Origin of the sequence: uncultured Clostridium sp. (assembly GCF_963515715.1) — a bacterium.
Lineage (GTDB): Bacteria > Bacillota > Clostridia > Clostridiales > Clostridiaceae > Clostridium_AW.
The window spans coordinates 39,622-55,403 of the sequence record NZ_CAUPZS010000009.1; the positions used below are offsets into that span (position 1 = coordinate 39,622).

Here is a 15,782-nt window from a genome sequence, read left to right on the forward strand (position 1 = left end):
GAATTTATGGGAATACCGAAGAAAATACTTAGTCTTTTATTATATTCCTATGTATTATTATTGCCTATATTACCTAGTAAATTTAAAGTAGGAAAAATTCCTTTTAATGGGGATGTAATATTAGCTTTGTTGATTTTATTTTATTTATTAACGATTATATTTGTAAGAGACCATAGAAAAAAATTCATTGAAGGAATTAAGGATTTTTTTACAAACTATTTAGATATATTCATATTTGTATTGATAGGAATTATGTTTATTTCTATAAGCTATTCTGTTGATAGAAAAATAGCTTTAGGAGAAACTCTTAGGTTTTCTACTTATATTATGTTATATTTTATTATTAAATATCAGCTAAATGAAAGTAAAATATTAGATAATATTTTAAAATTATATATTATAGCAGGAAGTATAATTAGTGTAATTGGAATCTTTGAATACTTTAAGGGAGTAGGATATGTGCAACAAAGCGAGCATGGTGTTATGGTTAGGATATTCTCAACCTTAGAAAATTCAAATAACCTTGGGGTTTTTATGGTTATATTTATTTTCCCGGTGATAATGCTTGCATTAAATGAGAGTAATACAAGAAAAAAAATAATATATATCGTGATATCTTTGATGGCTTTAATTAACATAATTTTGAGCTTTTCAAGAAATGCTTGGGTTGGATTAGTTATAGGGTGTGTTATTTTAGCTATAACCTATAATTGGAAGATAATAATTGGGTTATTTGGTTTGGGAGGAGCTTCTTTATTCATACCTGCGGTATGGAATAGAGTAGTAGAAATTACTGATCTAAGCCAAAACTTGTCAAGAATAAAACTTTGGGATATAGCATTAATGATGATTAAAGATCATCCTATTAGAGGAGTTGGTAATGGAAATTATAGAGCATTATATGAAAAATATAGATTGCTATATAAAAATAAAATAGAATATTACCCAGGACAAAATTTTCATCCTCATAATATTATATTAAAGATACAAACGGAGCTTGGAATTTTTGGTACAATAGCATTTACAGCTATGATTTTATCTATAGCTATAAAATTAATAAAATTTATAAAGTGGAGTAGAAATGATTTTTATAAAGTATTTTATAAAGGATTTTTAGCCTCTTTCATAGCTTTTATTTGTATGAATTTCATAGATAATTTTTTCTCAGCACCTAAAGTAATATCTTTTTTTTGGATATTAATAGCAGTTTTTCAAGCTGTAAATTATAGAGAAAGCAGGGCAGGTGATTTCTATTAAGATATTGCAGATTATATCAGGAAATGATAATGGTGGAGGAGCTAATCACGTAATAAACATATGCAAAAATAATATAGATGATATGAAATGTGAAATAGCATGTATAGGGAATGGACCTTTATATGATAAAGCGACAGATTTAAATATTCCTATAGTATCCTTCTCTTTAAAAGAGATGGTAAATGGTACTTTAAGCGAATTCATAGAAAAAAATCAAATTGATATAGTTAATTTTCATGGAGCTAAATCAAATTTTATTTATTTATTGACAAAGAATAGTATAAAAATACCTGCAGTAGTGACAATACACAGCGACTATAGATATGATTTTTTAAATGATAAAGTAAAGAAAATTCTATATACTCCATTATCTAAAATGGGATTAAAAAGATTTGATAATTATATATGTGTATCCAATTATTTGAAAGACTTGCTTATTGAAAAAAACTTTCAAGGGAAAAAGTATGTAATACCTAATGGTATAGATATAGAAGATTATAAGCCTAGTATTTCAAGAGAAAAAATAAGAAAGAAATATAATATATCAGAGGATGATTTTGTTTATATTATGGTTGCTAGAATGCATCCTATAAAAAATCATAATAGCTTAATTAATGCTTTTAGTAGGCTTAATAAAGAATATAATGATACTAAGCTTTTCTTACTTGGAGGGGGAGAGCTTATAGAGGAATTAATGGATAGGGTTCGAAAGCTAAATATTGAAGATAAGGTTATTTTTGCAGGCTTCATAGACAATGCATTAGATTACTTTAATGGGTCAAACATTAGCATATTAACCTCATTTAACGAAGGGGGAGCTCCACCATTAGTTATATTAGAAAGTGCCATAACAAAGAAAACCGTTATAAGTTCAAATGTAGGAGATATGTCTTCCATAATAAGTAAAAACAATGGTTTTTTAATAGACCCTTATTCAGAAGATGATATTTATGATAAAATGAAACAAGCATATTTAACAAAAGATAAATTGGATTTAATGGGAAACAACCTCTATAATCATATTGTAGATAAGTATTCCATAGAAAAATTTTGGCAAAATTACTATAATACATATAAACATATATTGACCGGAGTGAATTAGATGAGTAAGGATAAGTTTATTAAAGATTCAGCAATTGTTATGCTGCTTATAATCTTAGGGAAATTCTTTGCAATTGTAAGAGATGCCTTGGTAGCGGCTAAGTTTGGGGCAACCTATACAGCTGATATATATAATTTTTCCATAGGGATAGTATATTTACTTACTACTATTAGCTATGGATTAACTACTACTTTTATACCATTGAATACAGATCATATTAATAACTATACAAGAGAGAAAAGAAATAGATTTGTTAATAATGTTATAAATTCCTATAGTATTTTTACTATTTTAGTGACAGTTATTATATTTTTCTTGTCAAAATATATAGTTTTGACCTTTGGTAGTGGTTTTAGCAAAGATCCAGTAATATTTAATACTTCAGTGAGTGTAGTTAGATTAATGGTTCTATCATTAATTTTCGTAAGTTTACAAAGTGTAATTACTGGAGTGCTGCAGTCACACAATGAATTTTATGAACCAGCAGCAATGTCCATAGTATCTAATGTGGTTTTTATCGTATACTTGGTTTTCTTTACTGAAAAGTATGGGATATATGGTTTTGCATTAGCAACTGTCATTGGGTTTTTGGCGCAATTACTGATAAATATTCCTAAGTATAAAAAGTTAGGATATAAGTATGAATCTTATATAGATTTAAAGGATGAAGAGCTAAAGAAGATGGTAAATTTAATGTTACCAGTGATAATTAGTACTTCTTTAATACAGCTCAATAACTTTATAAACAGAGCTTTTGCAGTTAATATATTTGAAGGTGCAGTAACAGCTTTAGATTTGTCTAACAAGTTAAATACCCTAGCATATGAGGTTTTTGCAATTGGAATTGCAATGGTTATTTATCCCACATTGTCTCGATATGCATCAGGAGAAAATTTAAAAGAATATAAAAAAGCTTTGCTAAAAGGTATAAATGTAATTTTTATAATAATGGTTCCAGCGGCTGTAGCCATTGCTATACTTAGAATTCCTTTGATTACATTATTGTTTAAAAGAGGTGCTTTTGATGATAGAGCAGTTACTTTAACAGCTAATGCACTACTTTTTTACTCACCAGCAATGATAGCCTATGGTCTAAGAGATGTTTTGAATAAAGCTTTTTATTCAGTAAAAGATACTAATACACCTATGATTAATAGTTTTATTGGTATAATAATAAATATAGGGATAAATATTCTTTTAGTGAAGTATATGGGAGTATCAGGATTAACTTTAGCCACATCAATATCTTCAGCCATAATTACCATAGTTATGCTTATAAAATTAGATAGAAAATTAAATGGTATAAATCTAAGATATATTTTCACCAGTTTATTGAAAATAGTATTTGCTTCTTTAATTATGGGAGTTATTATATTTATTATCAATAATAAAGTTAATCTATTATTTGGAATGAATATGAAAGGAAGCTTAATATCTTTAATATCTAGTTTAATATTAGGAAGTGCAGTATACTTTGGTATAATATATTTATTAAAAATAGAAGAGTTTTTGTATTTAATTAATTTAGTTAAGGATAAAATCCATAGGAATTAAAGGGAGGATACTATGCAGAATAAGGTTATTGAAATAGATATGGAAAAACATATAAATAATAAAAAGTTTCAATTTTTTATGAAAAGGCTAATGGATTTAATTTTGTCGACCATAGGGATAATTATACTTTCTCCAGTTTATGTGATTATAGTGTTGCTTATAAAGTTAGATTCCAAGGGACCAGCTATATTTAAGCAAGTGAGAGTTGGAAAGAATGGAGAAGATTTTGTGATTTATAAGTTCAGAACTATGGTTATGAATGCCGAAAAGAAAAGAAGCTTAGAAATTAATCCAAAGGATATAAGTAATTTTGTGTTTCAAAGTAAAGAAGATAACAGAATAACTAAAATAGGATCATTTTTAAGGAAGACTAGTTTAGATGAAATACCTCAATTATTCAATGTATTTATAGGTAATATGAGTCTTGTAGGACCAAGACCTGAAATTCCAGATGTGGTTAAATATTATCCGCCAGAATATAAACAAAGATTATTAGTACCTCCAGGAATAACCGGTCTTGCCCAGGTCAGTGGAAGAGGAGAAATAGAATTAGGCAAGACTATAAATTATGATTTAACCTATATACAAAACTTTTCAATACTATTTGATATAAAGATACTATTTAAAACTGTTTTTTCAGTATTTAAAAGAGAAGGGGCATTTTAAGTGAAGGATTTAATTTTTACTAATATATTAGGATATAAGATATTTAGTGGAAATAAGAAAGAATTTTTACACTATATAAAAAAACTTAACAAGGTGCATGTGATATCTGGTAATCCTGAAGTGTTAAGCAATGGATTAAATAATGAATTGTTATTTAATAATTTCACGGAGGGAACTTCTATAATAATTCCAGACGGAATAGGTACTGTTATAGCTTCTAAGATGGTTAAAAAGCCAGTAAAAGAAAAGATAGCAGGGATTGAAGTAATGGATGATATAATTAAATACTCATGGGAGGAAGGAAAAGGGATATATTTATTAGGGACTAAAGATGAAATTTTAGAAAAGTGTATTAAAAATTTAAAAAATAAATACCCTAACTTAAATATATTGGGATGGCATAATGGTTTTTTTGATATAGATAGTTGTGAAGAAATTATTGAAGAGATAAATTCTCTTGAACCATATGCTATATTTGTTGCTATGGGTTCTCCAAGACAAGAAGTGTTTATTAGTAAATATATGAAGAATCTGAAATGCAATCTTTTCATGGGAGTGGGAGGAAGCATTGATGTATTTGCAGGAGAAGTAAAAAGAGCTCCAAAGTGGATGATATCTATTGGGATGGAATGGCTATATAGAGTAGCTAAGGAGCCATGGAGAATAAGTAGATTATCTTCCATACCCAAGTTTTTAATAAAAGTTTCTAAGAATGGGTAGTTGAATCAATTAGTAGATAGTGCCATAGCAAATGAAATAAAGCTTAAATTATAGAGGCTATACTCCTTGAGTATAGCCTCTATAATTTTAAATTTAAGGTAATTCATTTAAAGATGCGAATCTATATCCTTTAGACTTAGCGTCCTTAATAAACCAATCTAAAATTTCAGTATTAGTTTTTGATACTGCGTGTAATAAATATATACCGCCACTATGTGCTCTATCTAATAATACTTTTTTTGCAGTTTCATGACTTGGCTGCTTCTTAATATCCCAATCATTATATGCAAAACTCCAAAATATAGTTTTATATCCTAAGTCTTTTGTGTACTGTAGAGATAATTCACTATATTTTCCCATTGGAGGTCTAAAGAATTTAGGCATTTTTTGCCCGGTAACTTCTTCAAAAGCTTTTTCTGTATCTGTAAATTCTTTTTCAAAGGCTTCTTTACCCTTAAGAGCCGCTGAAGCCATAGAAGGATGAGTATTAGAGTGATTACAAACTAAGTGTCCCTCTTCCACCATACGCTTAATTAAGTCCTTGTTACTATTGATATATGGTTTTACTACAAAGAAAGCAGCTTTTACATCATTTTCTTTTAAAATATCAAGTATTTTAGAAGTATAACCATTTTCATATCCCTCATCGAAGGTTAGATAAATAATTTTTTCAGAAGTATTTCCTAAATAATAAGCTGAATGTTTACTTATTATTTCAGCTACATCATCAGGTATACCAGATGGAGAACCATCTTTCTTAGGTATGAAAAACCAATCCCTTTCTTTTGTATTTAAATTACTACTAACATTAGAACTGGTTTGTTTTGAAGTATCAGTATCTTCCTTTTCTTCATTTTTTTCTTCAACTCTATCATTCTTATCTTTTAAATCATCTTCTTTTTTATCATCAGAAGCTATGGGAATATTATCATTTTTATTAGTTTTATTAATTCTATTAACAAATATTCCTAAGGCTGAGGATACTACAAAAAAGAATAATAACAAACTAAGTAAAGACCTTTTTCTTCTAGACTTTCTTTTCAACTTTAAATCACCTGCCATTAATGATATACTTTACTTACTTTTACTTTATATACGATGGAGAGATATAAAATGTATGATTTATTTACAGAAAAAATTGAGGAACTATATAATATTATTTTACAACCTATAGATTATATATACAAGGAAATAGCTGTAATAAAATACAAAAACATCTTAAATATTGATGATTCGGAAACATTTGGTGAAAGATACTTTAGTATATTAAATGATAATAAAAGCACTGGAGTAGTGTATACTCCAATTGAAATTGCAAACTACATTATAGAAAATACTATAGTTAAAGAAGAAATAATTAATAATCCTTTTATAAAAATATTAGATCCTTCTTGTGGATGTGGTAATATTATAATTCCCTTATATAAGTATTTATATGATATATATCGAAATAATTTAGAGGAAATAAATATAAAAAATAACATAGATTTGAATGAGTTTAATATAAAAGAGCATATTATAAAAAATAATATATATGGAATTGATATTGATAAAAAGGCTTTACAGATACTTTCAATAGACATTTATATAGAAAGCGGAATTATTTATACTAATAACTTAAGAAATCATGATTTTCTAAGAGGAGAAAGTACTGAAAAATTTGATATTATAATAGGAAATCCACCTTACATAGGTCATAAACAAGTGGATAAAGAATATTCAAAAAAAATCAAGGAAATATATAGTGAAGTATATAGAGATAAAGGAGATATATGTTATGCTTTTTTTAAAGCTGCACTAGTAAATTCCTATGTAGGAGGAAAAGTAAGCTTTATAGTGTCAAGATATTTTATCGAAGCACAACACGGTAAAGGTTTAAGAAAATATATACTAGATAATTATAAAATAGAAAAAATAATAGATTTTTATGGGTTGAGACCCTTTAAGAATATAGGAATAGATCCAGCTATATTATTTTTAAAAATAAAAAATAATGATGACATGGAAGATTATAAAATAAATATAATCAAGCCTAACAATAGAAAAGATAAAGAAGAATTTATTAAATATTTATCTAAGAATGAAGAAAAAAGCTCTAATAGCTTTTATTTGAATTATAAGTTATTAGATGAGGAAAGATGGATTTTAAGAGAAAAAAAAGAGTGGGATATAATCAAAAAAATAGAAGGTAAATGTTTTAATAAATTAAAAGACATATGTGAAAGCAATCAAGGAATAATAACGGGGTGCGATAAAGCTTTCATAGTAGATATGGATTACATAGTAGAGAAGAAATTAGAAGAGGATATAATAAAGCCATGGATAAAAAGTAGCAATATAGATAAGTTTTCTGTAAGCAACAATAATAAATATATAATATATTTAAATGATGATGATATAGAAAAATACCCTAATATAATGAAACATTTAGATGCTTTTAAAGAAAGATTATCTAAGAGAAGGGAATGTAAAAAAGGTATTAGGAATTGGTATGATCTTCAATGGGGAAGGAAAAAATCCATTTTTGAAGGAGAAAAAATAATATTCCCATATAAAAGTAGTAATAATAGATTCGCCCTAGATATAGGTAGTTATTATAGCGCCGATATATATTCAATTAAAATAAAAGAAAATGTTAATTATGATTATAAGTTCTTATTATTTATACTAAACAGCAAAATCTATGAGTTTTATTTTCAATCCTTTGGCAAAAAGCTTGGGGAGAATTTATACGAATACTATCCAAATACAGTGATGGAACTATGTATTCCAGAAAAATTTCAGGTTAAGGATTTTAAGGAAGAAGAAATATACAACTACTTTGGGTTTTGTGAAAAAGAAGTTTATATTATTGAGAACTATATAGTATAACAGTTAATCTACATTTGAATTTAATGCTTTTTATGTATAAAAAAAATATTATTGGGAATAATAAATAATACATTTTAAGAAAAAAGAAGGAAAAATATGTAATATGTAGAATACATAAGTTGTTATATAATTGAAAAAATGGACAAATAATAAACTGGGGGGAAAGATATGTACTTAAAATTTGAAAATAAAGAGGATAAGCTTTTAGTTTATATGATGGGAGAACTGGACCATCATAGTGCAGAAGAGGTAAGAAGCAAAATAGATGATAGGTTAAGCAGAGAAGATACAAAAAAGCTTATAATGGATTTTTCAGGTGTTTCTTTTATGGATAGTTCAGGAATTGGAGTAGTTATTGGAAGATATAAAAAGTTATCTCATAATAAAGGTAAAGTATGTATTACCAATGTAACTGACTCAGTAAAAAGAGTGTTCGAGCTATCAGGCATGTTTAAAATAATTAAGTTATATAACAGCAATAAAGAAGCATTAGAAAATATTTAATGGGGGGAAAAAACAATGTATGAAAACATGATGAAAATAGAATTTCTAAGCAAATCTGAGAATGAAAGCTTTGCTAGAGTAGCAGTGGCAGCTTTTGCGTCCCAATTAGATCCAACCATAGATGAAATAACAGATGTAAAAACAGCTGTGTCTGAAGCAGTTACAAACTCTATAATCCATGGATACGATAATAAAGAAGATATAATAAAGGTAGAGGCTTACATAAAAGATAAAGAATTAACTGTAATAGTATGTGATAATGGTATAGGAATTGACAATATTGACCTAGCTATGCAACCTTTATATACTTCTAGACCAGATTTAGAAAGATCGGGTATGGGTTTTACTGTAATGGAATCTTTTATGGATAGTTTAACCATAGAATCTGCACATGGAAAAGGTACTAAAATAATAATGAAAAAAGTTTTTAAATCGTTAAGTTAGGTGAAAAATATGAGTGAAGAAAGGGTAAAAAATGTAACTTATGACTACGAGGACAATATACAACTGATAAAAAAAGCTAGAAATGGCGATAAAGAAGCACTTAATAATGTAGTGGAGATAAATCTACCTTTAGTTTCTGCTATTAGTAAAAAGTTTCTAAATAGGGGATATGAATACGAAGATATTTATCAAATTGGTTGCATGGGGTTGATTAAAGCTATAAATAATTTTGATTCAAATTATGGTGTGAAATTTTCTACATATGCTGTTCCTATGATAATGGGAGAAATAAAAAGATTTATAAGAGACGATGGTATCATCAAAGTAAGTAGAAGTATAAAAAACACTGCTAGAAAGCTACACTATGATAAAGAAGCTTTGGCAAAAGAGTTAAATAGAGAACCTACTATCGAAGAGTTATCTGAATATTCAGGTATAGACAAAGAAGAAATAGTATTTGCATCTGAATCTATAAACAATATGCAATATTTATATGATACTATTCATCAAGATGATGGTTCGCCAATAATGTTGATAGATAAAATTAGTGAAAATTACGAAGAGGACAGCGAAATAGTAAATAGAATTGCACTTAAAGAAGCCATAAGTAAATTAGATGTGAAGTCTCGCCAAATTATAATGCTGAGGTATTTTAAAGATAAAACTCAAGTAGAGGTTGCTAAAATGTTGGGCATAAGTCAGGTGCAAGTATCTAGAATTGAAAAAAGAGTATTAAAAATGATGAAAGATAAATTAAAAATAGGATAAATTACATATCCTATTTTTTTTGGACTAAAATTTATATTTATGTGCAAAATATTATTAGCATCTTTATAAGGGGTGAAAAATATGAAATCAAACGAAAAGCAGATAAAAGAAAAGTTTCAAACGTTATCAACCCAAACAGAGCCTAAAAATAATACTCTGAAAAATTGCTTTTATGCATTCATAGTTGGAGGAATTATATGCGATATAGGCCAGTTTGTTAATAATTATTTTCTAAGTAAAGGAGTTCCAAAGGATGAAGTAGGTACTTATGTTTCCATAGTAATGGTATTTATAGGAGCTTTCCTAACGGGTATTGGTGTTTATGATAAGATTGCTAAATTTGGTGGAGCTGGAACAGTAGTACCTATAACTGGATTTTCAAACTCTATGGTATCACCAGCTATGGAGTTTAAAAAAGAAGGCTATGTATTTGGAGTAGGAGCGAAGATGTTTACTATAGCAGGTCCAGTGTTAGTTTATGGAATCAGCACTTCTTTTATAGTAGGGCTAGTATATTATTTTTTGAAAATCATGTAATAAAATTTACGTAATCGTAAGAGGTGATAATGTGATAAAAAAAATTGGTAAACAGACTATGAGAATAGATAGTAAGCCTAGAATAATATCTACTTTTAGTATAGTTGGTCCTAAAGAAGGAGAAGGTCCATTAAAAGATCATTTTGATGTGATAGTAAATGATGACCTTATTGGTGAGGATAGTTTCGAGAAAGCAGAAAGTACCTTATTGTATAAAGCTGTAACAGAAAGCATAAAGAAGGCTAATTTAACAGAAGAAAATATAGATTTTTTGTTTGCAGGGGACTTATTGAACCAACTAACCTCCTCTAGTTTTGCTGCAAGAGATATGAATATACCATTCTTTGGTTTGTATGGAGCTTGTTCCACAATGACTGAATCTCTATCACTGGCTTCAATGGCTATGGACGGTGGGTTTGCTAATTATGTTGTAGCCGCTACATCTTCTCACTTTTCATCTGCAGAAAGGCAATTTAGATTTCCACTAGAGTTTGGAAGCCAGAGACCACCAACTGCACAATGGACCGTTACTGGATCTGGTTCTATGGTACTAGGGAGAGAAGGAAATTATCCTTATGTAACCTATGTAACAGTAGGAAAGGTAAAAGACTATGGGATAACTGATGCAAATAATATGGGTGCAGCCATGGCGCCAGCAGCTGTATCTACACTATATAGTCACTTTAAAGATACGGGAAGAAGTCCAAAGGATTATGATGTAATAGCTACTGGAGATTTAGGCAAGATAGGCAAAAAAATAACTATAGAATTATTAAAAGAGTATGGATATGACCTCAGCAGCAATTACATAGATTGTGGTGAAGAGATATTTGACAATGAAAATCAAGGAACGGATTCAGGTGGAAGTGGATGCGGATGTTCTGCTGTAGTATATTGCGGATACTTATATAATAATATGCTGAGCGGTAAATTCAAAAGAGTACTGTTGGTATCTACTGGAGCGTTAATGAGTCCTACTTCTTCTTTACAAGGAGAAACCATGCCTGGAATAGCTCATGCAGTAGCGATAGAATATGGTACTGGAGGCGTATAAAATATGTTAGGAGATTATATTAGTTCTTTCATTGTTGGTGGAATTATTTGTGTAATAGCTCAAATATTAATAGATAAAACTAAATTTACTCCAGCAAGAATATTAGTAACCTTTGTTACGCTAGGTGTTATATTGGGAGGATTAAATATTTATGATTATGTAGTAGACATAGGAAAAGCAGGAGCAACAGTACCGTTACCGGGTTTTGGATACACTTTAGCTAAATCTACTATAAAAGAGGTTAATGAAAAGGGATTGATAGGAGTTTTTACTGGGGGGATAAAAGGTGCAGCAGGAGGGATTAGTGCTGCAATAATATTTGGATATATAATGTCACTGCTTTTTAATCCAAAAACAAAAAAATAATATACCCTAATTAGGGTATATTATTTTTAATGATTATTTATATTACTATTTTAATCTAAAGGAATATCTACTTCTTCATCACCAGAATTATTTTCGTCTTGGTTTCCAGAAGAATTATCTTCATTCTTATCCTTGTCTTTATCTTTATCCTTATCTTTGTCTTTATCTTTATCTTTATCCTTATCCTTGCCTTTATCCTTATCTTTGTCTTTGTCCTTATCCTTATCTTTATCCTTGTCTTCTTCTATAGGCTTTTGTTCTTCTGTATGAAGATTACATATTTGTGTTGGAACAGTACCATCAATAAAGAGTTCCGTTCTAATCGTATCTTTTGGACAAAGAGCGCTTGGTATTTTTCCTGATATAGTACATATTGAAGCTCCCACTACACCAGAAGGTCTAGGAATTTCTTTATAGGCTAAGTTTTTGTGAGCTTCTTGCATTATAGCTCCCCAAATCCTTGAAGCGTCATTACTCCCTATATATCTACCAAATTCTCCGTAAGTATTAAAGTCAGAGTTATCATCTTTTCCTATCCATATTGCTGCAGAATAATATGGAGTTAATCCAGCAAACCATAAGTCTTTAGAACCAGTTGCAGTTCCAGTTTTTCCTCTAGCCATTGGGCTAAAGTTAGCACCAGTACCAGTGGAGCCAGGTAAATAATCTACAGGACCTCTTAATAAGTCATACATTATATAAGCAGCTTGTGGTGATAGAACCTTTGAGGTTGAATAGTCACCTTTTAACAATACCTTACCATTTCTATCTTTTACTTCTCTATAAAGCAATGGCTCAACCTTCATACCATTGTTGCCGAAAACTCCAAAGGCAACTGCCATATCTAATGTATTACTACCACTTACTCCATCTTTACCGGAAAGCTGACCTAAAGAAAGAGCAGCAATACTAGTCTCATCAGTACTTTTATCAATTTTTAATCCGAATTTTCGTCCATAATCAGCGGCGTTTTTTAAGCCAACCTCATGATCTATTCGTACAGAAATTACGTTTTTAGATTTTTGTAAGGATTCTCTTAAAGTCATATTTCCTTCATATATATTAGGGCTATTTACCGGACTATAAGGCTGCCCATTTGTAGGATATAATTTACCTATCTCATATGGAACAGGTGCATCTTCATAAATTGAGGCCGCCGTAGCAAGCTTCATATCAATTGCAGGGCCATGCACTGTCAATGGTTTAATACTTGAACCAACAGGTCTATAGAATTCTGTAGCTCTGTTAAAGGATAAAGGAGGTTGAGGACCTCTTCCTCCAATTAAAGCTTTTACCTCACCTGTGTGGTAATCTACTATAGTAGCCGATAATTGAGGTTGTAGTATTTTATTATTATCATTTTTAGAAGTAATCCCTAAAACATTATCTACATTATTAAGGGTGTTTTGAGTGGAATCTTGCAAGCTTTTATCCATAGTTGTGTATATTTTTAATCCACCATACATCAACATTTTTTCTGCTTCTTCTTTACTCATTTTGTATTGAGCCATAAGATCATTTTTGACTCTTTTTATAACTTCTCTAGAAAACCATTCATATTTAATTTTAGTACCTACAGCAGTATTAATATTGAAAACTAACTTATTATTATCTAAATCCTGTAGGGCTTGTTTATATTCAGCATCACTTATATGTCCAAGTTCATTCATTTTCATTAATACAGACTTTGTCCTATTCATATAAGAAGAGGTATTTTCACCTGATACAACAGCAAAATAAAAGGTAGATGGACTTTGAGTTAGCCCTGATATAAATGCAGATTCAATTAAGTTAAGATCCTTAACACTTTTATTAAAGTATTGTCTTGCACCAGCCTCTACCCCGTGAGCAGGGCCTCCTAAAGGTATAGTATTCATATAAGCTTCTATAATTTGTTCCTTAGATAATTCTTTTTCAAGTTGTAAAGACAAATATATTTCTTGAACTTTTCTCTTGATTTTAACCTCATTGGATAGCATAGTATTTCTAACAACCTGCTGAGTAATTGTAGATGCTCCTTGAAGCTTGGAACTACCGCTTAATTTATTTAGTACATTTTTGATGGTAACTCCAACAAGTCTTTTTACGTCTACACCTTTGTGACCTATGAATCTTTCATCTTCAATACTGATAAATGCGTTGACTAAGTTTTCAGGAACCTGTTTGTAGGGTACTACAGTTCTATTAGTATCCGATACAACTGTGTCCATTAAGTTTCCTTTATCATCATATATAACAGATAGTTCATTCAAACTTTGTACTTTGCTTATATCTAAAGGTGGGGCTGTTTTTATCATTGCTAAACCTATACCTAAGGCAGCGACGGATAAAAATAAAAATATCAAAAACATGGTCAAAACAGTAATCTTTAAAACTTTACGAGGACTACGTTTCTTCTTTTTGCCCGCCTTTGTTTTATTATTTTTCATACTTTTCCTCCTGAATTGAAAAATTAAAGAATAGATTTATCTTATTATTATATCATATAATGTGATTTTGTTGAAATAATTATAATATTCCATGGTATATATTGTATACCGGAGAATATTTCCAATCTAATATAAATATATGTTATTAGATGAGTTTTATAGAGGAGTGAATAAAATAAAAAGAGGTAGATATAAATATATTATTTTTTTTGTATTGTCCTTTACAATCATACTTCTGACAGTTTTTATATATGTGTTTGACAGCATAGTTACTCCAATTGTACTTAATGTAGCTGATAGGGAAATGAAAGCTAAAGTAATTGATACAATAAATAGAACTACAATAGATGTATGCATGGATAATTTTGAATATGAGGATATAATTAATATTGAAAAAGATAATGATGGGAATATTTCTATAATTAAAGCTAATACTTTAAAGATGAACAAGATAGCCTGTGATGTTGCTATAGAATCACAGAATAAATTAAAGGAAATGAGTATGATAGGAGTTAAGATACCCTCAGGGTTTGTATTTAAAAACAACTTATTATCATATTTTGGCCCTAGTTTTACTATAAAAGTAAGGCCAGTAGGATATATTGAAACAAAATATAGCTCTGATTTTGAAAGTGCAGGCATAAATCAAACTAGGCATAAGATATATATACATGTAAAGAGTAATTTAAGAATAATAACGCCGATGAAGAGTAGGGATATAGAAGTAAATAATGAAATAGCTATAGCAGAAACAATTATTGTCGGTAAGGTTCCCGAAACAGCAATTGATTTTGGGTTAAATAATGCAGGGTTTAAGCTAAAGACAACAGAAGGCAATTAACTATCTTACAGTTAATTGCCTTCATCAAGGTTAGTTTTCTTCCCAGTTAAAAATGTATGGAATATTTCTAAAGTGATCTCCATAATTTAAACCGTAGCCGACTACAAAAACATCGGGTATTTGAAAACAACAATAATCTGGGGAAAGATCTATCTTTCTTCTTTCCGGTTTGTCTAGAAGAACACAGCACTTTACAGAAGAAACACCTAGTTTCTTAACGTGATTAACAACAAAATCCATTGTAATACCGGTGTCAACAATGTCATCTACTATTAAAACATCTAATCCTTCTACGTTGTCAGGGATATCATTTACTATTTTTACTTGGCCAGAGGACTCTTCAGAATGACCGTAGCTAGAAGTTGTCATAAAGCCGATTTGTGTGGGAACAGTAATATGTCTTACTAAATCTGCTGTAAAAATAAAGCTTCCTCTTAAAAGGGAAAGAACATATAGTTTTTTACCTTTATAATCTTCTGATAATTTTTTACCTAGTTCTTTAATTTTTTCATTAATTTCATCGGTAGAAATCAATATATTTTCTTTTTTTTCCTGCATGGTAAACCTCCATCTATGAATACTTATATGTATTTACAATGTTGTAAATATAGTATAAAATTATATGAAAGTTGTCAAGGAGTATATATTTTCTAGTTAAAATAGGGAGAG

At 29.2% G+C, this 15,782-nt stretch carries 16 protein-coding genes; 13 read left to right on the forward strand and 3 right to left on the reverse strand.

Annotation, left to right across the window (positions count from 1 at the left end; all coding sequences use genetic code 11):
- Positions 1-6 precede the first annotated feature (6 nt).
- Genes RYO54_RS08505 through RYO54_RS08525 form a run of 5 tightly spaced genes read left to right on the forward strand, consistent with a single transcriptional unit; the run spans position 7 to position 5,299 of the window.
- Positions 7-1,257: an O-antigen ligase family protein gene (locus RYO54_RS08505; protein ID WP_315117514.1), complete on the forward strand. Its 1,251-nt coding sequence runs from the start codon at positions 7-9 to the stop codon at positions 1,255-1,257.
- A complete protein-coding gene (locus tag RYO54_RS08510) occupies positions 1,244-2,359 on the forward strand; it encodes a glycosyltransferase family 4 protein (protein ID WP_315117517.1) in 1,116 nt (371 codons plus the stop codon). The genes RYO54_RS08505 and RYO54_RS08510 overlap by 14 nt, the downstream gene beginning before the upstream one ends.
- A complete protein-coding gene (gene murJ / locus RYO54_RS08515) occupies positions 2,360-3,913 on the forward strand; it encodes a murein biosynthesis integral membrane protein MurJ (RefSeq protein ID WP_315117520.1) in 1,554 nt (517 codons plus the stop codon).
- Positions 3,914-3,925: 12 nt separating this feature from the next.
- Positions 3,926-4,579 (forward strand): exopolysaccharide biosynthesis polyprenyl glycosylphosphotransferase, encoded by a 654-nt coding sequence (locus RYO54_RS08520; RefSeq protein ID WP_315117522.1) that lies wholly within the window; start codon positions 3,926-3,928, stop codon positions 4,577-4,579.
- 12 nt (positions 4,580-4,591) lie between these two features.
- Positions 4,592-5,299 (forward strand): WecB/TagA/CpsF family glycosyltransferase, encoded by a 708-nt coding sequence (locus tag RYO54_RS08525; protein ID WP_315117682.1) that lies wholly within the window; start codon positions 4,592-4,594, stop codon positions 5,297-5,299.
- Between the two features lie 93 nt (positions 5,300-5,392).
- Here the strand turns inward: RYO54_RS08525 and pdaA are convergent, their stop codons facing one another.
- Entirely contained in the window at positions 5,393-6,361 is a 969-nt protein-coding gene (gene pdaA / locus RYO54_RS08530; RefSeq protein WP_315117526.1) for a delta-lactam-biosynthetic de-N-acetylase, read from the reverse strand.
- Positions 6,362-6,412: 51 nt separating this feature from the next.
- On the opposite strand from pdaA, the gene RYO54_RS08535 reads away from it, so the two are divergent.
- From RYO54_RS08535 to spoVAE, 7 genes are all read left to right on the forward strand, one after another.
- Positions 6,413-8,170, forward strand: a complete 1,758-nt coding sequence (locus RYO54_RS08535; RefSeq protein ID WP_315117528.1) for an Eco57I restriction-modification methylase domain-containing protein — start codon at positions 6,413-6,415, stop codon at positions 8,168-8,170.
- Positions 8,171-8,338: 168 nt separating this feature from the next.
- On the forward strand, positions 8,339-8,674 hold the full coding sequence (gene spoIIAA, locus RYO54_RS08540; protein ID WP_315117530.1) for an anti-sigma F factor antagonist: 336 nt from the start codon (positions 8,339-8,341) through the stop codon (positions 8,672-8,674).
- 15 nt (positions 8,675-8,689) lie between these two features.
- A complete protein-coding gene (gene spoIIAB, locus RYO54_RS08545; RefSeq protein WP_315117532.1) occupies positions 8,690-9,118 on the forward strand; it encodes an anti-sigma F factor in 429 nt (142 codons plus the stop codon).
- A gap of 9 nt (positions 9,119-9,127) precedes the next feature.
- Entirely contained in the window at positions 9,128-9,886 is a 759-nt protein-coding gene (sigF, locus tag RYO54_RS08550) for an RNA polymerase sporulation sigma factor SigF (protein ID WP_315117534.1), read from the forward strand.
- 81 nt (positions 9,887-9,967) lie between these two features.
- Positions 9,968-10,423, forward strand: coding sequence for a stage V sporulation protein AC (gene spoVAC, locus RYO54_RS08555; RefSeq protein WP_315117537.1), 456 nt, complete (start codon positions 9,968-9,970; stop codon positions 10,421-10,423).
- Positions 10,424-10,454: 31 nt separating this feature from the next.
- The gene (gene spoVAD / locus RYO54_RS08560; protein ID WP_315117539.1) at positions 10,455-11,477 is read left to right on the forward strand and encodes a stage V sporulation protein AD; all 1,023 of its coding nucleotides are present in this window, start codon (positions 10,455-10,457) and stop codon (positions 11,475-11,477) included.
- Between the two features lie 3 nt (positions 11,478-11,480).
- On the forward strand, positions 11,481-11,843 hold the full coding sequence (gene spoVAE, locus RYO54_RS08565) for a stage V sporulation protein AE (protein WP_315117542.1): 363 nt from the start codon (positions 11,481-11,483) through the stop codon (positions 11,841-11,843).
- A 50-nt stretch (positions 11,844-11,893) separates the two neighbouring features.
- On the opposite strand, the gene RYO54_RS08570 is transcribed toward spoVAE, so the two are convergent.
- Complete coding sequence (locus tag RYO54_RS08570; RefSeq protein ID WP_315117544.1) at positions 11,894-14,272, reverse strand: transglycosylase domain-containing protein; 2,379 nt, start codon at positions 14,270-14,272, stop codon at positions 11,894-11,896.
- 139 nt (positions 14,273-14,411) lie between these two features.
- On the opposite strand from RYO54_RS08570, the gene yunB reads away from it, so the two are divergent.
- Positions 14,412-15,113 carry a sporulation protein YunB gene (yunB, locus tag RYO54_RS08575; RefSeq protein ID WP_315117547.1) on the forward strand — a complete coding sequence of 234 codons (702 nt, stop codon included), beginning with the start codon at positions 14,412-14,414 and terminating at the stop codon, positions 15,111-15,113.
- Positions 15,114-15,143: 30 nt separating this feature from the next.
- Here yunB and hpt read toward each other — a convergent pair whose 3' ends face one another.
- Positions 15,144-15,671: a hypoxanthine phosphoribosyltransferase gene (gene hpt, locus RYO54_RS08580; protein WP_315117550.1), complete on the reverse strand. Its 528-nt coding sequence runs from the start codon at positions 15,669-15,671 to the stop codon at positions 15,144-15,146.
- Positions 15,672-15,782: the final 111 nt, after the last annotated feature.